The sequence below is a fragment of the Pseudomonas sp. IT-P74 genome (assembly GCF_949768175.1).
Classification (GTDB): domain Bacteria; phylum Pseudomonadota; class Gammaproteobacteria; order Pseudomonadales; family Pseudomonadaceae; genus Aquipseudomonas.
Map to the genome: position 1 here is coordinate 41064 of NZ_CATKQD010000033.1, position 21188 is coordinate 62251.

General features: G+C 60.9%; 21 protein-coding genes. 13 read left to right on the forward strand and 8 right to left on the reverse strand.

Going from position 1 to position 21188, the window contains the following annotated elements; translation table 11 throughout:
* The first annotated feature begins 301 nt into the window (after window positions 1–301).
* A complete protein-coding gene (locus ACM6J5_RS16500) occupies window positions 302–850 on the forward strand; it encodes an RNA polymerase factor sigma-70 (RefSeq protein WP_095946262.1) in 549 nt (182 codons plus the stop codon).
* A gap of 130 nt (window positions 851–980) precedes the next feature.
* Here ACM6J5_RS16500 and ACM6J5_RS16505 read toward each other — a convergent pair whose 3' ends face one another.
* The 3 genes from ACM6J5_RS16505 to ACM6J5_RS16515 all read right to left on the reverse strand — a co-directional run bounded on the left by ACM6J5_RS16505 (window position 981) and on the right by ACM6J5_RS16515 (window position 3608).
* Window positions 981–1994 (reverse strand): GNAT family N-acetyltransferase, encoded by a 1014-nt coding sequence (locus ACM6J5_RS16505; protein WP_095946261.1) that lies wholly within the window; start codon window positions 1992–1994, stop codon window positions 981–983.
* A gap of 75 nt (window positions 1995–2069) precedes the next feature.
* Complete coding sequence (locus tag ACM6J5_RS16510) at window positions 2070–2888, reverse strand: substrate-binding periplasmic protein (RefSeq protein WP_095946260.1); 819 nt, start codon at window positions 2886–2888, stop codon at window positions 2070–2072.
* Between the two features lie 93 nt (window positions 2889–2981).
* A complete protein-coding gene (locus ACM6J5_RS16515; protein WP_095946259.1) occupies window positions 2982–3608 on the reverse strand; it encodes a TetR/AcrR family transcriptional regulator in 627 nt (208 codons plus the stop codon).
* A gap of 178 nt (window positions 3609–3786) precedes the next feature.
* Here ACM6J5_RS16515 and ACM6J5_RS16520 point away from each other — a divergent pair, with 178 nt between their 5' ends.
* The 8 genes from ACM6J5_RS16520 (at window position 3787) to ACM6J5_RS16555 (ending at window position 13116) form a co-directional block, all read left to right on the forward strand.
* Window positions 3787–5589 carry an acyclic terpene utilization AtuA family protein gene (locus ACM6J5_RS16520; protein WP_414928984.1) on the forward strand — a complete coding sequence of 601 codons (1803 nt, stop codon included), beginning with the start codon at window positions 3787–3789 and terminating at the stop codon, window positions 5587–5589.
* A 12-nt stretch (window positions 5590–5601) separates the two neighbouring features.
* Window positions 5602–6471, forward strand: a complete 870-nt coding sequence (locus ACM6J5_RS16525; RefSeq protein ID WP_150673607.1) for an SDR family oxidoreductase — start codon at window positions 5602–5604, stop codon at window positions 6469–6471.
* Window positions 6472–6474: 3 nt separating this feature from the next.
* Window positions 6475–8091, forward strand: a complete 1617-nt coding sequence (atuC, locus tag ACM6J5_RS16530) for a geranyl-CoA carboxylase subunit beta (protein ID WP_095946256.1) — start codon at window positions 6475–6477, stop codon at window positions 8089–8091.
* 25 nt (window positions 8092–8116) lie between these two features.
* A complete protein-coding gene (gene atuD / locus ACM6J5_RS16535; protein ID WP_008049124.1) occupies window positions 8117–9274 on the forward strand; it encodes a citronellyl-CoA dehydrogenase in 1158 nt (385 codons plus the stop codon).
* Window positions 9271–10068 carry an enoyl-CoA hydratase/isomerase family protein gene (locus ACM6J5_RS16540; protein ID WP_414928985.1) on the forward strand — a complete coding sequence of 266 codons (798 nt, stop codon included), beginning with the start codon at window positions 9271–9273 and terminating at the stop codon, window positions 10066–10068. The genes atuD and ACM6J5_RS16540 overlap by 4 nt, the downstream gene beginning before the upstream one ends.
* Window positions 10069–10187: 119 nt before the next feature.
* Window positions 10188–12149: an acetyl-CoA carboxylase biotin carboxylase subunit gene (locus ACM6J5_RS16545; RefSeq protein WP_414928986.1), complete on the forward strand. Its 1962-nt coding sequence runs from the start codon at window positions 10188–10190 to the stop codon at window positions 12147–12149.
* A 70-nt stretch (window positions 12150–12219) separates the two neighbouring features.
* Window positions 12220–12762: an exonuclease domain-containing protein gene (locus ACM6J5_RS16550; protein WP_095946253.1), complete on the forward strand. Its 543-nt coding sequence runs from the start codon at window positions 12220–12222 to the stop codon at window positions 12760–12762.
* 69 nt (window positions 12763–12831) lie between these two features.
* The gene (locus ACM6J5_RS16555; protein ID WP_414928987.1) at window positions 12832–13116 is read left to right on the forward strand and encodes a pyrimidine/purine nucleoside phosphorylase; all 285 of its coding nucleotides are present in this window, start codon (window positions 12832–12834) and stop codon (window positions 13114–13116) included.
* A 72-nt stretch (window positions 13117–13188) separates the two neighbouring features.
* Here the strand turns inward: ACM6J5_RS16555 and ACM6J5_RS16560 are convergent, their stop codons facing one another.
* Both ACM6J5_RS16560 and ACM6J5_RS16565 read right to left on the reverse strand, forming a co-directional pair.
* Window positions 13189–13995 (reverse strand): MOSC domain-containing protein, encoded by an 807-nt coding sequence (locus ACM6J5_RS16560; protein WP_095946251.1) that lies wholly within the window; start codon window positions 13993–13995, stop codon window positions 13189–13191.
* 206 nt (window positions 13996–14201) lie between these two features.
* Window positions 14202–15137, reverse strand: a complete 936-nt coding sequence (locus tag ACM6J5_RS16565; protein WP_150673604.1) for a chemotaxis protein CheV — start codon at window positions 15135–15137, stop codon at window positions 14202–14204.
* Window positions 15138–15600: 463 nt separating this feature from the next.
* On the opposite strand from ACM6J5_RS16565, the gene ACM6J5_RS16570 reads away from it, so the two are divergent.
* The 3 genes from ACM6J5_RS16570 to ACM6J5_RS16580 all read left to right on the forward strand — a co-directional run bounded on the left by ACM6J5_RS16570 (window position 15601) and on the right by ACM6J5_RS16580 (window position 17907).
* Complete coding sequence (locus ACM6J5_RS16570; RefSeq protein WP_095946334.1) at window positions 15601–16071, forward strand: hypothetical protein; 471 nt, start codon at window positions 15601–15603, stop codon at window positions 16069–16071.
* Between the two features lie 286 nt (window positions 16072–16357).
* Window positions 16358–17251, forward strand: coding sequence for a sensor histidine kinase (locus ACM6J5_RS16575; RefSeq protein WP_150673637.1), 894 nt, complete (start codon window positions 16358–16360; stop codon window positions 17249–17251).
* On the forward strand, window positions 17248–17907 hold the full coding sequence (locus tag ACM6J5_RS16580) for a response regulator transcription factor (protein WP_095946332.1): 660 nt from the start codon (window positions 17248–17250) through the stop codon (window positions 17905–17907). Before ACM6J5_RS16575 ends, ACM6J5_RS16580 begins: the two co-directional genes overlap by 4 nt.
* On the opposite strand, the gene yegS is transcribed toward ACM6J5_RS16580, so the two are convergent.
* Window positions 17891–18808: a lipid kinase YegS gene (gene yegS / locus ACM6J5_RS16585; protein ID WP_095946331.1), complete on the reverse strand. Its 918-nt coding sequence runs from the start codon at window positions 18806–18808 to the stop codon at window positions 17891–17893. The genes ACM6J5_RS16580 and yegS overlap by 17 nt on opposite strands.
* A 208-nt stretch (window positions 18809–19016) precedes the next feature.
* On the opposite strand from yegS, the gene ACM6J5_RS16590 reads away from it, so the two are divergent.
* On the forward strand, window positions 19017–19331 hold the full coding sequence (locus tag ACM6J5_RS16590; protein WP_224790035.1) for a hypothetical protein: 315 nt from the start codon (window positions 19017–19019) through the stop codon (window positions 19329–19331).
* Window positions 19332–19395: 64 nt separating this feature from the next.
* Here the strand turns inward: ACM6J5_RS16590 and glp are convergent, their stop codons facing one another.
* Together glp and moaB are read right to left on the reverse strand one after the other, a co-directional pair.
* Window positions 19396–20622 carry a gephyrin-like molybdotransferase Glp gene (glp, locus tag ACM6J5_RS16595; protein WP_095946330.1) on the reverse strand — a complete coding sequence of 409 codons (1227 nt, stop codon included), beginning with the start codon at window positions 20620–20622 and terminating at the stop codon, window positions 19396–19398.
* Window positions 20606–21145 (reverse strand): molybdenum cofactor biosynthesis protein B, encoded by a 540-nt coding sequence (gene moaB, locus ACM6J5_RS16600; RefSeq protein ID WP_095946329.1) that lies wholly within the window; start codon window positions 21143–21145, stop codon window positions 20606–20608. Before moaB ends, glp begins: the two co-directional genes overlap by 17 nt.
* Between the last annotated feature and the right edge of the window lie 43 nt (window positions 21146–21188).

Here is a 21188-nt window from a genome sequence, read left to right on the forward strand (position 1 = left end):
AAACGCGGCGCCGGTGAGCCCATCGCGAGCAAGCTCGCTCCTACAGGGGGTATGAGGATTGCGCTGTTGCATTCACCAATGAGAACGGATGACGTCTGGAGATAATTAGTCGCCAGGCTGGAACACAAAGAGGTGTGAAGTGAGTCAGCGTGTCGCAGTTCTCACTCTGCATCGCTGCAGCGCATTAATTCTTTTTCTCATTTGACAATCATTATCATTAAGCCTAATTTGTCGCTCGATGTGTAGGACGCCCCCCGGTTTTTCGCCGTCCCACTAACCTTTTGGCAGCAGGGTGATTTCCATGATGGAACCAGTATCCACAAGCAGGTGCGATACACCGCTACTTCAGGCATTCGTCGACAATCGACTGATTCTGGTGAAGATCGCAGCCCGAATTACCGGTTGCCGCTCACGTGCCGAAGATGTTGTGCAGGACGCATTCTTCCGGCTGCAATCGGCCCCGCCCATCACCAGTTCGATCAAGGCTCAGCTCAGCTACCTGTTCCAGATCGTGCGCAACCTGGCGATCGACCACTACCGCAAGCAGGCGCTGGAGCAGAAGTATTCCGGTCCTGAAGAGGAAGGGCTGAATGTGGTGATTCAGGGTGCGTCGCCGGAAACCTCGCACATCAATTTTTCGACGCTGGAGCACATTGCCGATGCGTTGACCGAGTTGCCGAGCCGCACCCGCTACGCCTTCGAGATGTATCGCCTGCACGGCGTACCGCAAAAGGACATCGCCAAGGAACTCGGCGTCTCGCCGACCCTGGTGAACTTCATGATCCGTGATGCGCTGGTGCACTGCCGCAAGGTGTCGGGCAACCGGGGCGATATGGCTGCTCGCCAATAAGATCCGATTTTTCAGCGCCTCCATCGCGAGCAGGCTCGCACACAGGGTCCTGCGAGCACAGGGTAAATGTGGGAGCGAGCCTGCTCGCGATGGGGCACTCAAGACCGCCAAAAATCGTGAGCCTTACGCCTCAAGCCAGTGTACAGCGGTCAAAAAACCGCTCCCGCCCCAACACCATCAAGGCCGCGCGCTTGTGCGGGAAGTCGAACTCTTTCTCGCAGTGAAAGCGCTGTTCCTGCATATAACCGATCATCTTCGCGTTATCGGCACGGGGCTCGGCAACCACGCGCTGGGTGCGCGGATCATCGAGAAACAGGTAATGCACCAGCGCCGATAACCAGCTCGCCACCTTGTGCGGACCGCGGTGATTTTCTTCCCCCACCAGCATGTGAATGCCACGGTCGTAATTGCTGGCCTCGTAGAAGGGTGAGATGCGATCTTCCCTGGCCCAGTAGGCTTCGAAATAAGCGAAGGGCTGATCGTCGAAACAACCGATCAGCGTCAGCGTGTGCGGGTCGGCCTCGAGTTTGCTCAGGTATTGGCGATGCTGTTCGAGGCTGCCCTCCTCCTGCCAGAAACTGGCGACTCGCGGGCTGTTCTGCCAGCGGTTGAAGCGTGCCAGGTCTTGCTCGATGTCCAGCGTGCGCAGGGAAACCCGGGCACCCAGCCGCGCATCGAAGCGTCGATACACTTCACCACGAGGCTTGACCGGCCGCCGTGGATGACGCTTGCCGTCGGTGATGAGCATTTGCTGCGGGTAGCTGCCGGTCAGGGAATGCCCCAGCCACGGCTGCGGCAACTGCCAGAACACGGTGCGCTCGCAGCGATACTGGCCGCTGACGGGAGTTGGAATCAGCAGACCGCCGGACACGGCTTCGTCCGGCACCTCTTGCAGTTGCCAGGTAAGACACTGGCAGTCGGGGTCGCGAGCGAACAGCCAGTAACAGGCCGCCCACAATGCCTGCCCTTCGGGGCGCCTGAAACGCTCCTCCAGTTGCACGTGCAACTCGGGGCCACGACTGAGCCGCAGGGCGGGCAACGGTTGCCCTTCCAGGCTGAGGCTCAGGCAGCAATCGGTTTCATCAGCGGCAAGACGACTGCCTGTCGGCAGACACAAGGCAGTCAGTTCATTCAGATCGGACATGGGTCGGGCTCACGATAATCGTCGACAGTTCAACGAGGTGACGTGAGCCACGGCGGGAAATTTAGGCAAAGACCATCATTTGGCGGCTTGTGGCGCCGGTGCGTTGCGCTGGACCGGCACCAGCGCAATCTTGTACGGTTCGAAAATCTTCAACATCTGGCCATTGTCCCGCAAGCCTTGCAACAGCTTGCCGAAGGCTTCGCCAGTGATGGGCGCGGTCGGACGCAGAATGGCGTAGTGGTGATAGACCTGGTCGACGCGCTGGGACGCCAGCAACTCGCCAGCGACTTTTTCATTGCGCAGGAAGTAGTCGCTCAGGTACGAACGCGTGACCAGGGCGATGTCGGCCCGGTCGCGCAATACCATCAGCAGATTGCTGTCATGGGAATAGGTCAGCGTGGCGTTGTAGTTTTTCGCGAGGTACAGGGGGTCGGCATTGAAGTTGGCGAACTCGTAGTGATAGCCACTGAACAGTGCCAGGCGCTTGCCTTTCAGGTCGGCAAAATAGCTTTGCTGTCGATCGGGCAGGCGTTGCGCGACAAAAATCTCGGCGTCCTCCAAGCCCATGTCGACGGCAGTATGGGGGATATCTTCCCAACCCCAGGCGGGATTTTCGAAGATGGCCATGTCGACCCGGCCCTGCTTGAAATCACCGAAGCGCCGGGGAATGGAAGTGGGCACCAGGATAAACTGGTAGTCAGTTTGCGACGCATTCAGGGCCTCGACCAGTTGCGGCAGCAACCCGGTATCGGCCCCGGATTCCGGGCGCACGGTGTAAGGCGGAAAGTGCGCGGCACCAATGCGCACCAGTTGCGCAGCCTGGGACGGCATCATCGCTGACGCCGCAAACATCGACAGCAAAAGCCGCGAGGCTGACCGAATTGGTGAACCCATGAAAACGCCCCCACTCCCCAATAAAACGGTACCAATGCATTCAAGCTAGGCGGTTTCGCCCAGTTAGCCAGTTTAATGTAGGCCAATACAAGCTTATTGCCGGTCTTCCAGCACCAGAATCAACGCCTCATCGGCCAACTGATCGAGGCTCATGCTGCCGCCGGCGCGAAACCAGGTGGTGGTCCAGGACAATGCGCCGGTCAGGAAGCGGCGGGTGATGAACACATCGCCGCGGATAAACCCGGCGTTCTTGGCTTCGCCCAACACTTGCAGCCAGATGTCTTCGTAGATGTCCCGCAGCGCCAGGACCTTGGCCTGGCCCTCTTCGGACAGCGAGCGCCATTCGTAGACCAGCACGGCCATGGCCTCGCCGCTGCCGCCCATGATCGACTGCAATTCACACCGGATCAGCGCCAGCACTTGCTCGCGCACACTGCCGGCCTCGGCGATGGCCGCTCGCATCAACGCGGTGTTGTAGAGAATGGTCTCCTCCATCACCGCCCGCAGGATTTCGTCCTTGCTCTTGAAGTGATGAAAAATGCTTCCGGACTGAATGCCCACGGCGCCGGCCAGGTCGCGCACGGTCGTGCGTTCATAGCCTTTATTGCGGAACAGGTGGGCCGCCACTTGCAGCAGCTTGCCACGGGCGCTGTCCGGGTCGGTCAGTTGGCCGTCGTCGACCAATTGGCGCATCACCCTCAGGGCTTTTTGCTCGTCCACCCGTTCTCTCCTACAGTCGTTCAATCAATAACGCCGATCCCCCCGAAAACAGCGGGGTTGCGCGGGCAATTTAAGCGTATGGGTGCAACCAAGCAAGCGCTTGGGCAGAAGATAATCAAGTCATTTACAAACCAAGCGCTTGCTTGGTAATGTCGATGCACTTCGGTTGGAGGTAGTTATGGAATGGACTGCGCCTAAAACAATTCGCATCGGTTGCGCCAGCGCCTTCTGGGGCGATACCTCGACCGCTGCCGCGCAGCTGGTGGAACACGGGCATCTGGACTATCTGGTCTTCGATTACCTGGCCGAAATCACCCTGTCGATCATGGCCGGCGCGCGGATGAAAGATCCCCAGGCCGGCTATGCGGGCGACTTCATCGAAGTGCTCGCGCCCTTGCTGCCGCAGCTTGCGCAGCAAAACATTCGGGTCATCAGTAATGCCGGCGGGGTCAATCCCCAAGCCTGCGCCGCCGCCCTGCAAGCGGCCTGCGACAAGGCCGGGGTGGCGCTGAAGATCGCCGTGTTGCTGGGTGACGACCTGCAACCGCAATTCAAACAGCTGCGCAACCTGCGCATTCATGAAATGTTCAGTGGCGCGCCCCTGCCATCGATGTGTGTCTCGACCAACGCCTACCTCGGCGCACCCGGCATTGTCGAAGCCCTGCGCCTGGGGGCGGACATCGTGATCACCGGGCGCGTGGTCGACAGTGCGGTGGTCAGCGCCGCGCTGGTGCACGAGTTCGGCTGGTCGTGGCACGACTACGACAAGCTCGCCCAGGCGGCATTGGCCGGGCACATCATCGAATGCGGCGCCCAGTGCACGGGCGGCAACTTTACCGACTGGCGCGACGTGCCCGACTACGAACACATCGGTTTTCCCATCGTCGAAGTCAGCGCCGACAGCCAGTTCATCGTCAGCAAACCCGAAGGTACCGGCGGGCTGGTCACGCCGCTGACAGTGGGCGAACAGATGCTGTATGAAATCGGCGACCCGCGGGCGTATCTGCTGCCCGACGTGGTGTGCGATTTCACTCAGGTCAAACTGCTGCAACAAGGCAGGAATGCGGTGCAGGTACACGGTGCCAAAGGCTTGCCGCCGACCGCGCAATACAAGGTCAGCGCCACGTACCCCGATGGTTTCCGCTGCACCGCCAGTTGCCTGATCGCCGGCATCGATGCCGTCGACAAGGCGCGGCGGGTTGCTGATGCGATCATCAACAAGACCTCGGAAATGTTCCGCCAGCGCGGCTGGGCGCCGTACAGCGACGTGAGTATCGAGTTGCTGGGCAGCGAGGCCACCTACGGCCCCCACGGCCAGCGTCAGGACAGCCGCGAAGTGGTGATCAAACTCGCGGTGCGCCATCCGGACAAGCAGGCGTTGATCGTGTTCTCCCGGGAAATCGCCCAGGCCGCCACCGGGATGGCGCCGGGGTTGACCGGCATTGTCGGTGGCCGGCCGACCGTGTATCCGCTGATCCGGCTGTTCTCGTTCCTGATCGACAAAACCGCCTGCACGCTGGACATTGATTTCATCGGCCAGCGCCGCTCGTGTGCCCTGCCCGCCCTGGATGTGCTCGACCCGCTGGCCCTGCCAACCCCGATCGCACCACCGAAACCGGTTGGCCTGGCCGACGCCAGCGTGGCCCTGGTCAAACTGGCGGTCGCCCGCTCGGGCGACAAGGGCAACCACAGCAACATCGGCGTCATGGCCCGCGAACCCGAGTTCCTGCCGTGGATCGCAGAAGCCTTGACCCCGGAAGTGATCGTCGACTGGATGGGCCACGTCCTCGATCCAGTCCACGGGCGAGTCGAGCGCTGGTACTTGCCCGCCAGCCACAGCCTGAATTTCCTGCTGGAAAACGCCCTCGGCGGCGGCGGTGTCGCCAGCCTGCGCATCGATCCGCAAGGCAAGGCATTCGCCCAGCAATTGCTGGAAATCCAGATTCCGGTGCCGCAGCGCATCGCCGACCAGTTCAACTAGAGGATTGCCGCCATGGCCTACGATTCGATTTTCAAAGCCGATTTGTTTGCCGGCCAAAACATCATCGTCACCGGTGGCGGCAGTGGCATCGGCCGCTGCACCGCCCACGAACTGGCGGCCCTCGGCGCCCATGTGCTGCTGGTCGGGCGCAAGGCCGACAAGCTGAAAACCGTTGCGGCGGAGATCACCGACGACGGCGGCAAGGCCGACTGGGCGGTTTGCGATATCCGCGAGGAAGAATTGGTGCAGCATCTGGTCAGCGAATTGATCCGCAAGCATGGCCCCATTCATGGCCTGGTCAATAACGCGGGCGGGCAGTACCCGTCGCCCCTGGCCTCGATCAATCAGAAGGGTTTCGAAACCGTGATGCGCACCAATCTGGTGGGCGGTTTCCTGATGGCCCGGGAAGTGTTCAACCAGTCCATGAGCAAGCACGGCGGCGCCATCGTCAATATGCTCGCCGACATGTGGGGCGGCATGCCGGGCATGGGCCACTCCGGCGCGGCACGTTCGGGCATGGACAACCTGACCAAGACCGCCGCGTACGAATGGGGTCATGCCGGGGTGCGGGTCAACGCCGTGGCGCCGGGGTGGATTGCCTCCAGCGGCATGGACACCTACGAAGGCGCCTTCAAGGCCGTGATCCCGACCCTGCGCGAACATGTGCCGCTCAAGCGTATCGGCACCGAATCGGAAGTCAGCGCGGCGATAGTTTTCCTCCTCAGCCCGGCAGCGGCGTTCGTCAGCGGCAGCACCTTGCGCATCGACGGCGCCGCCAGCCTCGGCGGCCGCGCCTGGCCGATCCACAAGGCGACCAACAGCGAGTCGTACAACGGTTTCCACCGCGCCTACATACCCGACGTATTGAAGGACAAGGAATAACCCATGCCGGTGATTCAATCGTTACTCGATCCCCACAGCGAGTCGTTCGCCCAGAACCGTGCGGTGATGCTGAGCGCCATCGAGCAAGTTCGCGTGCTCGAACAGAACCTGCTGAACAAGGCTGACGAAGCCAGGCCGAAGTTCGAAAAACGCGGCCAGTTGCTGCCCCGGGAACGCCTCAATCTACTGCTGGACCCCGGTGCGCCGTTTCTCGAACTGGCGAGCCTGGCCGGCTACAAGCTGCACGACGACAAGGATGGCAGCTGCGCCGGTGGCGGCTTGATCGCCGGCATCGGCTACGTGTCCGGCGTGCGCGTGCTGGTGGTGGCGAACAACAGCGCGATCAGGGGCGGAACCATCTCTCCCAGCGGTTTGAAGAAGTCCCTGCGCCTGCAACAGATCGCCATGGAAAACAAACTGCCGGTGATCACCCTCGCCGAAAGCGGCGGCGCCAACCTCAATTACGCGGCGGAGATTTTCGTCGAAGGCGCACGCAGCTTTGCCAATCAGGCGCGGATGTCGGCCATGGGTTTGCCGCAGGTCACCGTGGTGCACGGTTCGGCCACGGCGGGCGGCGCGTATCAGCCGGGACTGTCGGATTACGTGGTGGTGGTACGCGGCAAGGCGAAGCTGTTTCTCGCAGGTCCCCCACTGCTCAAGGCCGCCACCGGCGAAGTGGCCACCGATGAAGAACTGGGCGGCGCCGAGATGCACGCACAAACCGCCGGCACCGCCGAATACCTGGCCGAAAACGACGCCGACGGCGTGCGTCAGGTACGCGAGATCGTCAGCCTGTTGCCATGGAACGAGCAGTTGCCCCCACTACCCGAACGTCGCTGGAAGGAACCGCTCTACCCCATCGATGAACTGCTGGGGCTGATCCCGGATGATCCGAAAAAGCCCTACGACGTGCGCGAAATCATCGCCCGCCTCGCCGACGCTTCGAACTTTCTTGAATTCAAGGGCGAGTTCGATCAGCAGACGGTGTGCGGTCATCTGAAAGTTCAGGGCCGCGCCTGTGGTTTCATCGGCAACAACGGCCCGATCACGCCAAAGGGCGCGAGCAAGGCCGCGCAGTTCATCCAGCTGTGCGATCAGAGCCAGACGCCGCTGCTGTTTTTCCACAACACCACCGGATTCATGGTCGGCACCGAATCGGAACAGCAAGGCGTGATCAAGCACGGCGCGAAGATGATTCAGGCGGTGGCCAACGCCCGGGTGCCGAAACTGACCATCGTCGTCGGTGGCTCCTATGGTGCCGGCAACTATGCAATGTGCGGGCGCGGCCTGGACCCGCGCTTCATCTTCGCCTGGCCCAACAGCCGCACCGCCGTGATGGGCGGCGCGCAAGCGGGCAAAGTGCTGCGCATCGTCACCGAGGCCAAACAGGCCAAGGATGGCCTGGTGCCCGATCCGAAAATGCTCGACATGCTCGAACAAGTCACCGCGCAGAAACTCGACAGCCAGTCCACGGCGCTCTACGGCAGCGCCAATCTGTGGGACGACGGTTTGATCGACCCGCGCGATACCCGGACGTTGCTGGGTTACTTGCTGGATATCTGTCACGAGGCCGAAAGGCGGCCTCTGCAAACCAACAGCTTTGGTGTGGCGCGGCTCTAAGCCGACTAACAGGAGAACAATAAAAATGATCTTCACCCAGGAACACGAAGCACTGCGCCGCACCGTTCGCCAGTTCGTCGAGCATGAGATCAACCCCCACGTCGAGGAATGGGAAAAGGCCGGGCGCTTCCCCATCCACGAGATCTTCCGCAAGGCCGGCGATCTCGGTTTGCTGGGCATTTCCAAACCGGAAAAATTCGGCGGCATGGGGCTCGACTACAGCTATTCGATCGTCGCCGCCGAAGAGTTCGGCACCATCCATTGCGGCGGCATTCCGATGTCCATCGGCGTGCAGACCGACATGTGCACACCTGCACTCGCACGGTTCGGCTCCGATGAACTGCGCGAGGAATTCCTGCGCCCGGCCATCAGCGGCGAGCAGGTCGGCTGCATCGGTGTCTCCGAAGTCGGCGCCGGCTCCGACGTCGCCGGGCTGAAAACCACGGCGCGCAAGGACGGCGACGACTACGTGATCAACGGCAGCAAGATGTGGATCACCAATTCGCCGAGCGCCGACTTCATCTGCCTGCTGGCCAACACCTCGGACGACAAGCCGCACATCAACAAGTCGCTGATCATGGTGCCGATGAACACGCCGGGCATCAGCTTGAGTTCGCATCTGGACAAGCTCGGCATGCGCAGTTCGGAAACCGCCCAGGTGTTTTTCGACAACGTGCGCGTACCGCAGCGCAACCGCATCGGTCATGAAGGCGCGGGGTTCATGATGCAGATGCTGCAGTTCCAGGAGGAACGCCTGTTCGGCGCGGCCAACATGATCAAGGGTCTGGAGTACTGCGTCGACAGCACCATCGAATACTGCAAGGAGCGCAAAACCTTCGGCAACGCGCTGATCGACAATCAGGTGATCCACTTTCGCCTGGCTGAACTGCAAACCGAAATCGAATGCCTGCGGGCGCTGGTCTATCAGGCCACCGAGCAATACATCAAAGGCCAGGACGTCACGCGCCTGGCCTCCATGGCCAAGCTCAAGGCCGGGCGACTGGGCCGCGAAGTCAGTGACAGTTGCCTGCAATACTGGGGTGGCATGGGCTTCATGTGGGACAACCCGGTGGCCCGGGCTTACCGCGATGTACGGCTGGTGTCGATCGGCGGCGGCGCCGACGAAATCATGCTGGGGATCATCTGCAAACTCATGGGCATTCTGCCGGGGAAGAAGAAATGAACAACCTGCCGGTTTGCCAGACCTTGCTGCTGGAACTGCACAACGGCGTGTTGCACATCACCCTCAACCGCCCGGAATGCCGCAATGCGATGAGCTTGCAGATGGTCGCCGAGTTGCGCTCGGTGCTGGCCGCGGTACGCGATAAACCCGGAGTTCGCGCCCTGGTGATCGGCGGCGTCGGCGGGCACTTCTGTGCCGGCGGCGACATCAAGGACATGGCCAATGCCCGCGCTCAAGGCTCGACTGCGCACCGGGACCTGAACCGGGTGTTCGGCGCGCTATTGCAAGAGGTGCAACACGCACCGCAAGTGGTGATCACGGTGCTGCAAGGCGCGGTACTCGGCGGCGGTCTCGGCCTGGCCTGCGTCAGCGATATCGCCCTGGCCGATCACCAGGCGCAATTCGGCCTGCCGGAAACCAGCCTCGGCCTGTTGCCGGCGCAGATCGTGCCGTTCGTGGTGCAGCGCATCGGCTTGACCCAGACCCGGCGCCTGGCCCTGACGGCGGCGCGTTTCGACGGTACCCAGGCGCGGCGCATGGGGCTGGTGCATTTTGTCGAGCATGATCCGCAGGCCCTGGCCGAACGTCTCGATGAGGTGTTGGCCCATGTGCTGTGTTGTGCGCCAGGGGCGAATGCGGCGACCAAAAAACTCTTGCTGGCCAGTGCGGGACAGCCCTCGGATGCGCTGCTTGATCAGGCTGCCGAATGGTTCAGCGAAGCGGTGACCGGAGCCGAAGGTGTCGAGGGAACGATGGCCTTCGTGCAAAAAAGCAAACCGGGGTGGGCCTCCTGAAAAGCATCGCGAGCAAGCTCGCTCCCACATTGGATTTATGTCGTTCATAAACCCTGTGGGAGCGAGCCTGCTCGCGAAGAGGCCCAACCAGACACCGCTAAAAATCAGAGAGCCTACCCATGCCCGGACTCAAAAAAATCCTCATCGCCAACCGCGGTGAAATCGCCTGCCGCATCCAGCGCACGGCCCAGGCACTGGGCTATCGCACCGTCGCCGTGTTCAGCGACGCCGACGCCGATGCGCTGCACGTGCGGATGGCCGACGAGGCGGTCAATATCGGCCCGGCCCCGGTGCAACAGTCTTACCTGAACATCCCGGCCATTCTCGACGCAGCGCGGCGCACGGGCGCGGATGCGATCCATCCGGGCTACGGTTTCCTCTCGGAAAACGCCGGGTTTGCCCTTGCCTGTCGGGACGCCGGTTTCACCTTCATCGGCCCCAGCCCCGAGGCCATCGAACTGATGGGCAGCAAGCGCCTGTCGAAAATCGCCATGATCGACGCCGGTGTACCGTGCATCAACGGCTATCAAGGCACCGAACAGGACGACGCCACCCTGAGCCGCGAAGCCGAGCGCATCGGCTATCCGTTGATGATCAAGGCCAGCGCTGGCGGCGGTGGACGCGGCATGCGCCTGGTGCATGACGCCCGCGACTTGCTGGAACAGATTCGCACCGCGCGCTCCGAAGCCTTGAACGGTTTTGGCAACGGCGAACTGATTCTAGAACAGGCACTGGTCGAACCCCGTCACGTCGAGATCCAGCTGTTCGGTGACCGGCATGGCAACCTGATTTACCTCGGCGAACGCGATTGCTCGGTGCAGCGCCGGCATCAGAAAGTCATCGAGGAAGCGCCCTGCCCGGTGATGACCGCTGAGTTGCGCCAGGCCATGGGCGAAGCGGCGCTCAAGGCCGGGCGCGCGGTGAACTACGTCGGCGCGGGCACCGTGGAGTTTTTGCTGGATGCGCGCGGGCAGTTCTATTTCCTGGAGATGAACACCCGACTGCAAGTGGAACACCCGGTGACCGAACTGATCACCGGGCTGGACCTGGTGGCCTGGCAACTGAACATCGCCGAGGGGCAACCATTGCCCTTGCGCCAGGAACAGGTGCAACTCACAGGCCACGCCATGGAAGTACGCCTGTACGCCGAAGACCCGGCCCAGGGTTTCCTGCCGCAAACCGGGCGCGTCGTGGCCTGGGAACCGGCATTGCAGGACGGCGTACGCATCGACCACAGCCTGATCGAAGGCCAGGTCATCAGTCCCTTCTACGACCCGATGCTCGGCAAGCTCATCGCACACGGTGCCACCCGCGAGGAAGCCCGGCGCAAACTGCTGCGGGCCGTACAAGACAGCGTGCTGCTGGGGCTGCAAAGCAATCAACGCCTGCTTGCCGGCCTGCTGGAACACCCGCAGTTCGCCAGCGGAGATTTCAGTACCGGGTTCATCGCGCAGCACTTCGCCGACCACCCCTGCCTGCATCGCAAAACCCCAGCTGCGCACCACTTGGCCATCGTCGCCGCCCTGTTTTATCAGGCGGCGGCACAGGCTCACCCGGCACCGCTTGGCGGTTGGCGCAACAATGCCAGCGTGCCGCTGCACTATCGCATCGGCCTTGAGGATCAGGACTGGCCGGTAGCGTTGCAGGCGATCCCGGGCCAGCCGTTACGCATTCAGGTCGCCGAGCGCAGCTTCGAACTGAAGATCATCCACAGCGACGGACGCTGGGCCACCCTGGAAATCGAAGGCGTTCGCCAACGCCACGCCTATCGTCTGGAGGCCGGGCGTCTCTGGCTGTTTACCCGGCCAGGCAGCCTGCAGTTCGTGGATCGCACTCAGACGCAGGTTACCGGTCAGGCCAGTGTCAGCTCCGGTACCCTCAAGGCGCCGATGGACGGGGCGATTGTCGACGTCCTGGTCAACGAAGGCAGCAAGGTGACCAAGGGCCAACTGCTGGTCGTACTGGAGGCGATGAAAATGGAGCACCCATTGAAATCGGGCATCGACGGTGTTCTCAAACGCTTGCAGGTCAAAGTCGGGGATCAGGTGAAAAACCGGCAGATTCTGTTGGAGGTCGAATAAGGCGCTAGGCGGAACTGCCGGGTTTGGCTACGCTCAAACCCTACAGGACGCGGATACCAGGAACCCTGCAATGCCTCATTGGCTGGTCATTGATCTGGAGGCCACCACCGATGAAGGGGGTTGGCCCGTAACGGATATGGAAATCATTGAAATCGGCGCCACTCTGGTGGACCGCAAGGGACGCGAGCTGGACCACTTCCAGCGCTTCGTCCGCCCTGTGCGGCGGCCGTTGCTGACGCCGTTTTGCCGCGAGCTGACGCGCATCACCCAAGCCAACATCGATACCGCGCAACCGCTGGGCGAAGTCTGGCCGGCGTTTGAACGCTGGCTCGGCCAACACCACACGCGACTTGAGGGCTGGGCCAGTTGGGGCGATTACGATCGCAAACAACTGCTTCAGGATTGGCAACAACTGGGACTCGCCAGCATGCTGGCCAACGTACCGCACATGAACCTCAAACAGCGCTTTGCCAAGGCCAGACGACTGGAACGCCCGCTGGGATTAAACGGCGCGTTGCAACTGGCCGGCTTGCAGTTCAACGGCCAACAACACCGGGCGCTGGAAGATGCGCGCAATACCGCACGCCTGCTGCCGCTGGTTCTTCCGCTTTAGACAGGTGACGACTCCCGGGGCCTTGTGCATACTGGCCGGCCCTTTTTAGCCCTTTTCGAGGAATCGCCCATGTTTAAAGTCAACGAGTACTTCGACGGCACCGTCAAGTCGATCGCCTTTGGCACCGCAGAAGGTCCAGCGACCCTCGGCGTCATGGCTCCGGGCGAGTACGAATTCGGCACCAGCCAGCGTGAAATCATGCACGTGGTCAGCGGCGCATTGACCGTCATGCTGCCAGACAGCAGCGACTGGGAAACCTTCGCCGCCGGCAGCCAGTTCAACGTGCCGGCCAACAGCAAGTTCCAGCTGAAAGTCGCCGTCGACACCGCTTACCTGTGCGAATACCGCGGCTAAACCTGTCGGGCTTCACTGCCATAAAAAATGCCCGTGTTTTTCGACACGGGCATTTTTTTATTCTGCGCAAAGTTACTCAAGGATCTCCACCGGCATGCCGACTTCGAGTCGACCGTTGCCGTCGTTGACCAGGTTCTGGCCGAACATTGCGCCGTCCGCCTGGGCACGGTATTTCTGCAAGGTGGCCAAGGGTTCGCGATCTTCGCTGCGCTCCCCGGTCTGCGGGTCGATGGTGGTCAGGATGCAGCGCGAACAGGACTTGACCACGCGAAACTCGGCCTCGCCGATACGGATACGCTTCCAGCCATCCTCGGCGAACGCTGCACTGCCTTCGATCACCAGGTTCGGCCGGAAACGCAGCATCTCCAACGGGCGCCCGACCCGTTGCGACAAGTCCTCGAGAGAGGCCTGGCCAATCAGCAACAGCGGATAGCCATCGGCGAACGCCACCTGGTCGTCATCCTTGCCGAAGCCGGCCTCCGTCATCCGCGCCCGATCCAGCGGCACTTGCACCAGGCGTGTCGGTTTGCCGATGAACCGGCTGACCCAGGCCCCTGCTTCATCGCCCGCATCAGGGACTCGCAAGGTATCGCGCCAGATCGTCACGCCACGCAACTCTGCATCGTTACCAGGCATGGCAATATCGATCGGCGAATGGCCGGGCGCGCTGAGGGTCAAGCCACCCTCGGCATTCCACAGCGCCGACAACTGGCTCATCTGCGCCACCGCGCGCTGGGTCAGGAAGCGCCCACTGGCCTCGTCCACCAGCATCCAGCGGCGATCGCCGTCCAGTCCGAGTTTATCGAGGCCGATCGCTTGCAAGGTCTCGGCCTTGGCGGACTTCAACGGATAACGATACAGCGCGCTCAGACGCAACATGGCCAGCTCCCTGTCAGGTAAAAACGCCACCCTATACGAGCTTGATCACCGAATCAAAGGCTGACAATCGCTTACCGCCATCCCTGTGGGAGCGAGCTTGGTCCGGGCGGCGTTCCGACGATGAGTGCGTATCAGTCGACATTGAGGCCAAATGTCACACCGCCTTCGCGAGCAGGCTCGCTCCCACAGTATGTCCGCTGTTTTATTCAGGCCGTTACTTCGTCGAGCATCAGGCGCTGGCGCACCACATCGACGAGTTTGTCCGGCTGGAATTTGGAGAGGAAATTGTCGCAGCCGACCTTTTTCACCATCGAGTCGTTGAAGCTGCCGGACAGCGAGGTGTGCAGCACCACGTACAAGCCGCGCAGGCGCGGATCGTTGCGGATCTCGGTGGTCAGGCGATAGCCATCCATTTCCGGCATTTCCGCATCGGTGAAGACCATCAGCAGTTTTTCGGTCATGTCCACGCCGGTATCGGCCCAGGCCTTGAGCATGTTCAAGGCCTTCAACCCGTCACTGGCGATGTGCATCTTCACGCCCAACTGTCCCAGGGTATCGCGCAATTGCGTCAAGGCCACGTTCGAGTCATCCACCAGCAGCACCTCACGGCCACGGGCGCGTTCCAGCACCGGATCTTCGAGCTTGTCGCGGGAGACCTTGGCGTTGTACGGGACTATTTCGGCCAGGACCTTTTCGACGTCGATGATTTCCACCAGTTGGTCATCGACCTTGCTGATGGCTGTCAGGTAGTGCTGGCGGCCGGCGCTGCTTGGGGGCGGCAGGATGGCTTCCCAGTTCATGTTGACGATCCGGTCCACCCCGCCGACCAGGAAGGCCTGAACCGAACGGTTATATTCGGTGACGATAATCGTGCTGCCAGGCCCCGGCACCAACGGACGCATGCCAATGGCCTGGGACAGGTCGATCACCGGCAGGGTCTGGCCACGCAGGTTGACCACGCCGCACACAAAAGGATGGCGCTGCGGCATCAGCGTCAACTTTGGCAGCTGCAGGACTTCCTGTACTTTAAAGACGTTGATCGCGAACAATTGCCGTCCGGCGAGCCGGAACATGAGAATTTCCAGGCGATTCTCACCCACCAGTTGCGTGCGTTGGTCTACCGTGTCGAGAATGCCGGCCATCAATGACTCCAGGTCTTGTTCGGATGAATTCACTTAAGGAAGGTTATCGGCTGTTGTTGCCGAAGCTTGACCCTCTCTAAAATGCCACGCCCGGCCATTGATGTCACATTAACATCATGCTTTACTGACGCTGTGATTACATCTGCCGCACTTCTTCGCCACGCGACCCTGGTTCTCGCGAAAGGTTCCCCTGCGTAAGGGATTCCCCTATCAACAATCAGGTGCAACCTGATATTCGCAATATCCAATAGCCATTAATGTGACGCCATTCTCATTGCATGAACGGAGTCAGGCTTTTGTGTGCGATCGCAAGCCAGTGGCCAACCACCTTCTCGTGTTCCCCAGCCTGCTTGCGGGCCAGTCGCAGTTCGTTCACCCGACGACTCGGCAATGCCGGGGTTCCGACCGCCCTCGTCGACACACACGATATCCCCTCATTTGACATGACGTTGTGGAGATAAGTATGCCGAACGACCGTAAAGAGTGGGCTCAGCGGCTCCCGGAGTTTCTTGTCGAGGCTGAAAAACTCCTGGCTAAAACCGAGGAATGCCTGAGTCATCTGCAGCTGATCAGCAATGACAAGGACGCCATCGACTGCATGCTCAGCACATTGCTCAAGCTGGCCAACAAGGCCGATACCCTGGCGTTGGCGGCCGTGTCTGAATTCTCTCTGCATATTCATGGCCTGCTCAATCATGCACAGAACACCATGAGCCTGCACGACGAGGCGCTCAGTGCCCTGAAAGACTGCCTGACCCTGATTGCCTGGCAACTCGAACTCATCGACCAGACCACCGGACAGCTCAGCCTCGACGACAGCGAGCAGGTCACCCTGATCGAAGCCTTTGCCTTTCAGGTCGGGCAAAGCCGGTTTCAACCACCGGTCAACGCCAGGCCTTTCACCCTCGTATCCTATTCGGAGCGACAGGCCTGAACTTGCCAAAACATGCCATATGGCGTGTTCTGGTTATCAATTCCGCGCTGTAACTTGAGTGCGCACATGTCGCAAATGACCACCTATATACGGACGCGACCAACGGTATCTTAAGTGCTACCATGCCGCCTGTTAGTTGACGCCAATTAATGGCAGTGTGAATGCAGCCGGACACAGCTCATTGCAGTTCGGAGCTGAGCTCGTCGGCGCTCCACATAAAAAACAGGGGCCTGTCAGCCAGCATGACCGGTCAGCCCGCAGCGAACATCCATTGGCTCCATCCGCTATGCACGCCAGCCTCAAGTCAATCGCCAAGTGGCCACCCTCCCGGGAAAATGCACGCTCATTTACGCTGTCGCTATGCGCCTGCTCGACCCTCGGCAGTCTACTGGTCTATGGCTTGTCCATCCCGTTGCCCCTGTCATTGCTGGTGCTCAACATTGCGGCACTGACCAGTGTTGTCGCGCAGTACTGCCTCTCGCGCAAATCGATCAAATTCCAGCCCCAGGAACTGGCCGACCGGCTGTTGCAGGTCCAGGAAAACGAACGTCACCGGCTTAGCCGCGAACTGCATGACGACATCGGTCAATTGCTGACCGCCGCCAAACTGCAAAGTGACTGGCTCAAACGCCGGATGCCCGAAGAGCTCCAGGGACAATGCACGGTCCTCTGCGACACGCTGGAAGAAACCCTGGCCAAAGTTCGTGACGTATCCGCCATTCTCAATCCCCGGCAGTTGACCAGCCTTGGGCTGGAAGCCAGTCTGCGGGCGCACCTGCTCAAGACTTTGGCCAACACCCCGGTGCACTGGAGCCTGGAATGCCAGCAGCGCCTGACCGGCATACCGGAGGAAATGGCCGTGGCAGCTTTCCGCATTACCCAGGAAGCGGTCACCAACATCCTGCGACATGCCCAGGCCAAGAACCTGCTAGTGTGCCTGCAGCGCCTGCCCCAAGGCCTGAAGTTGCAGATCAGCGACGATGGTCAGGGCTTCGCCCCCGCAACCGACCCTGGTCGTGAAGGGCAGCGCGGTATGGCCGGGATGTCGGAACGGATCGATCAACTGGGCGGCACACTGACCGTGACCAGCGAGCCGGGTAAAGGCACTCAAATCGAAGCTCTTTTCCCCTGGGCGCCCCGCGCGCTCGAACGGGCCAGTTCGAATAAGGTTATGCATTGACTTGTAATTTACTACTGGTGGATGACCACTCGCTGATCAGGGCTGGCGTGCGCGCCCTGGTAATGGATCTGCCCGGCTATGCCGTCATCGGTGAGGCCAGTGACGGCTCGCAGCTGCTCGAAATGGTCGGGCATCTGTCCCCGGATATTGTCCTGCTGGATATTTCGATGCGCCAGACCGGCGGCCTCGAAGCCTTGCAACAGCTCAAGCGGGTGCGCCCGCAGAGCAAGGTGCTGATCCTCTCGATGCACACCGACCCGACCCTGATCATGCAGGCGCTGGAGTCCGGAGCCCATGGCTACCTGCTCAAGGACACCACGGCGACCGAACTCGAACACGCGCTGGAGGCCTTGCGCAACAACGAGCGCTATCTGAGCCCGGCCATTGCCCACACGGTGATCAACCAGGCACTGACCCGAAACCAGAAACACCAGCCCGAACCTGCCGACTCGCACAACCTGACGGCACGTCAGCTGGAAATCCTGCGGTTGATCGTTCGCGGAAAATCCACTCGAGAGATCGCCAACGGCCTGGGGTTGAGCGTCAAGACCGTCGAAACCCACCGTTCGCAGGTCATGAAGCGCTTGCAGATCTACGATGTGGCCGGCCTCGTGCTGTTTGCCGTGCGCGAACAAATCATCAGCCTTGATGACTAGGCACTTCACCGGCACGTAACAGCGGCGAACCCTCGGGCAGATGCACGAGTAACGCCGCCGGGCGAACCGAGAAACGCAGGTTGTCCCCTTCCAGCGGTTCTCCATCAAGATTGATGTACAGCCCTTCCGAAACCTTGATCTCGACCCAGGGCAGGCGCGCCCGGACAAACAGGCTGTCGATGCCGAAACCTTCGGTCAGCAGGTTTTTCAATGTCCCGACCACCTCCTGCGGCGCTGGCAGGATGCTGATATCCAGCAAACCGTCATCAACCAATGCCTGCGGGCACAACACCCGCCCACCTCCGGCCTGCCGGCCATTGCCGATGCCCAGTGCCAGCAGATCGCCGCGCCAGTGAAAATCCGGCCCCTGCAATTCACCGTAGGCGGTATGCAGCTCATTGAAGCGTGACAAGCCGGTGAACAGGTATGCCGCACCGCCGAGGATTTTCTTCAGATCCTCCGGGGTGTTCGCCGTGACATGACTGCCGAACCCACCGGTCGCCATATTCAGGAATATCTGCCCATCAACCTCCCCCAGATCAATGGCAGTCGGCACGCAATCAAGCAGCTCCAGCGCCTGATCAGGCTCCAGAGGCACACCCGCCGCACGCGCAAAGTCATTGGCGGTACCTAACGGCATCAATACCAGGCCGGCCTTTTTCGAATGCCCGGCCATGGCTTCGGCGATATCGCGCAAGGTGCCATCGCCGCCTCCGGCAATGATGTATCGATACCCGGCCGCCAACGCTTCGCCCACCAGCCTCTGCGCATCGCCGGCTTCCCAGGTCAATCGAACAGCCAGCTCCCAACCTCGCTCACGCTGGTTTTCGACGGCGGTGCGAACCGCCTCGTTGAGCGCTTGCTTGCCATGCAGAATCAATAGCGCCTTGCGATCGCTCATTACTCACTCCCGCTTTGAATGGCATCTGGGAGATGTTGACCGCGAAGGCTCCGGTAAAAGTCGCAAAAAATCGAATTATTTCCAGCCGGAAAGTCTTGCCCCCCACACCACAGGAATTTTCTTACAAAACATGAGGAATCGGCCCAATTGACCGGAGATCTGAATTGATAGAGTTTTAGGAGCCAGCGGGACATCACAAGGAAGTGCCATGCAACGCCAAAACCTCGCGTCACCGACCCTTTCGGTCTTGCCGCTCACAGATAATAAAAATGCAGGCCATCGAGCTGAATGCCGCAACAGCACAAAAGCCACGGGAGAAGTTGATATGGAACCTCGCGTCACCGAGCTGGAAACACACCTCAAGTGCATACGCAGGGACATGGAAGAAGCCCGGGATGACGTCAAATCCATCAAGCACCGGCTTGTCTATTCCGCCTGCGGAACAGCCGTGATCCTCGGCCTCCTTGGCTGGATCGCCAATAGTCGTTTCGAGCAGGTCATTTCATTGCTTCTGGCGCATTGAGTTGCCACCCACACAGGACCCGGCTCAATCAACCGGGCCTTGTGTGACAGAGCCACTGAAACTATCAGCCCAGGACTTCGCTCAGCGGAATGAAGAAAACGCTATCGCCCTGAGCCAGCGTGCGACCCTCCAGGACTTCTACCAGTCCATCAGCCCAGGCAGCGCTGCGCAGTACACCGGAACTCTGGTTCTTGTAGATCGTCGCCCTGCCGTTTTCCAGCCGTCCGCGCAAATACTCGCGCCGATTGCCTGGCTGGCGCCAGTCAAACCCCGCCGGCACCTGCACCTTCAGTGGCTCAACGTCTTGCACACCCTGACGGCGCAAGAGATAGGGTCTGGTCAACAAGGCAAAGGTCACGAGGGTCGACGCCGGATTGCCCGGCAAGCCAATCACCGGCACACCGCGAAAATGCCCGAACGTCAGCGGTTTACCCGGCTTGATGGCGAGTTTCCACAGCGTCAGTTCGCCCTCTTCGCGCAGGGCGATGCCCAGAAAATCGGCTTCCCCCACCGATACGCCACCGGTCGAGAGGATCAGGTCGACATCCTTCAACTCACCTAATCGGGAGCGAGTGGTTTCCAGATTGTCCGGCAGAATTCCCGCGTCGACGACCTCACACCCCAAGCGCTGCAACCAGCTACACAACAACACCCGATTGCTGTTGTAGATCTGCCCTGGCCCCAGCGCCTGCCCCGGCTCAATCAACTCGTCGCCGGTAGACAGCACCGCCACGCGCACCTTGCGAACCACTTCCAGCTCAGCACATCCCAAGGAGGCAGCCAATCCTTGCTCGATCGGCCCCAGCCGCGTACCTGCCGGCAGAATCAACTCGCCGACGGTGGTTTCCTGGCCTTGCGGGCGAATGTTCTGACCTTGGCTCAAGGCTTGAGTGAAACGGACTCGCTCATCGGCCTGAACCTCGGCGTTTTCCTGCATCTCGACGCAATCGGCACCGGCGGGAACAGGCGCCCCGGTGAAAATGCGCGCACAGGTGCCTGGCTGCAACGGATCGGGGGCCTGACCGGCAAACACCTTCTGACTGACCAGCAACGGCTCTCCCGTCCAGTCAGCCATGCGCAAGGCATAACCGTCCATGGCGCTGTTGGGCCAGGGTGGCAGATCGAGCGTCGACACCAGATCTTCAGCCAGAACGCGCCCTTGTACCTGCGCCAACGGCAAGCGTTCACGCTCGACAATCCTCGAGGCCTCGGCCATTTCCAGCAAGCGCGCCAACGCCTGCTCGACAGGCATCAGGCTGCCAGACTTGCCAGGCTTACCCACGGGATTCACAAGGCGCAGCCTGTTTCAAATGGGGCACGAAATTGCACGGACGATGCCGCGAATCCAGCTGCTCGGCCAGTATGCCGTCCCAAGCGGTGCGTACGGCATTGGTCGAGCCCGGCAAGCAGCAAACCAGCGTGCCGTTGGCCAGACCGGCCAAAGCCCGAGACTGAACGGTCGAGCTGCCGATATCGGCAACCGAGATCTGGCGGAACAGCTCACCAAATCCATCGACCTGTTTGTCCAGCAGGCAACCGACGGCTTCCGGCGTGCTGTCACGCCCGGTAAACCCGGTACCGCCGGTGATCAGCACCACCTGCACGACATCGTCGGCGATCCAGTTGGCGACTTGCGCTCGAATTTTGTAGAGGTCATCTTTGAGCAACACCCGGGCGGCCAGGTAATGACCGGCAGCGGTCAAGCCGTCGACAAAGGCCTGACCTGAGGTGTCGGTTTCCAGTGTGCGGGTATCGCTGACAGTCAGCACTGCAATATTCAGCGGTGCGAAAGGTACATCAGCCTTGGCTTTCATAGGCTCGTCCAGTTGTAGGAGAAACAGCCCGGTGTTATATCAC

What these genes read in the sequence shown, in the direction of transcription:
- ACM6J5_RS16500 (WP_095946262.1), top strand. Translation starts at nt 302, where the DNA reads ATGATGGAACCAGTATCCACAAGCAGGTGCGATACACCGCTACTTCAG.
- ACM6J5_RS16505 (WP_095946261.1), bottom strand. Translation starts at nt 1,994, where the DNA reads ATGTCCGATCTGAATGAACTGACTGCCTTGTGTCTGCCGACAGGCAGT.
- ACM6J5_RS16510 (WP_095946260.1), bottom strand. Translation starts at nt 2,888, where the DNA reads ATGGGTTCACCAATTCGGTCAGCCTCGCGGCTTTTGCTGTCGATGTTT.
- ACM6J5_RS16520 (WP_414928984.1), top strand. Translation starts at nt 3,787, where the DNA reads ATGGAATGGACTGCGCCTAAAACAATTCGCATCGGTTGCGCCAGCGCC.
- ACM6J5_RS16525 (WP_150673607.1), top strand. Translation starts at nt 5,602, where the DNA reads ATGGCCTACGATTCGATTTTCAAAGCCGATTTGTTTGCCGGCCAAAAC.
- atuC (WP_095946256.1), top strand. Translation starts at nt 6,475, where the DNA reads ATGCCGGTGATTCAATCGTTACTCGATCCCCACAGCGAGTCGTTCGCC.
- atuD (WP_008049124.1), top strand. Translation starts at nt 8,117, where the DNA reads ATGATCTTCACCCAGGAACACGAAGCACTGCGCCGCACCGTTCGCCAG.
- ACM6J5_RS16540 (WP_414928985.1), top strand. Translation starts at nt 9,271, where the DNA reads ATGAACAACCTGCCGGTTTGCCAGACCTTGCTGCTGGAACTGCACAAC.
- ACM6J5_RS16545 (WP_414928986.1), top strand. Translation starts at nt 10,188, where the DNA reads ATGCCCGGACTCAAAAAAATCCTCATCGCCAACCGCGGTGAAATCGCC.
- ACM6J5_RS16550 (WP_095946253.1), top strand. Translation starts at nt 12,220, where the DNA reads ATGCCTCATTGGCTGGTCATTGATCTGGAGGCCACCACCGATGAAGGG.
- ACM6J5_RS16555 (WP_414928987.1), top strand. Translation starts at nt 12,832, where the DNA reads ATGTTTAAAGTCAACGAGTACTTCGACGGCACCGTCAAGTCGATCGCC.
- ACM6J5_RS16560 (WP_095946251.1), bottom strand. Translation starts at nt 13,995, where the DNA reads ATGTTGCGTCTGAGCGCGCTGTATCGTTATCCGTTGAAGTCCGCCAAG.
- ACM6J5_RS16565 (WP_150673604.1), bottom strand. Translation starts at nt 15,137, where the DNA reads ATGGCCGGCATTCTCGACACGGTAGACCAACGCACGCAACTGGTGGGT.
- ACM6J5_RS16570 (WP_095946334.1), top strand. Translation starts at nt 15,601, where the DNA reads ATGCCGAACGACCGTAAAGAGTGGGCTCAGCGGCTCCCGGAGTTTCTT.
- ACM6J5_RS16575 (WP_150673637.1), top strand. Translation starts at nt 16,358, where the DNA reads ATGCACGCCAGCCTCAAGTCAATCGCCAAGTGGCCACCCTCCCGGGAA.
- yegS (WP_095946331.1), bottom strand. Translation starts at nt 18,808, where the DNA reads ATGAGCGATCGCAAGGCGCTATTGATTCTGCATGGCAAGCAAGCGCTC.
- ACM6J5_RS16590 (WP_224790035.1), top strand. Translation starts at nt 19,017, where the DNA reads ATGCAACGCCAAAACCTCGCGTCACCGACCCTTTCGGTCTTGCCGCTC.
- moaB (WP_095946329.1), bottom strand. Translation starts at nt 21,145, where the DNA reads ATGAAAGCCAAGGCTGATGTACCTTTCGCACCGCTGAATATTGCAGTG.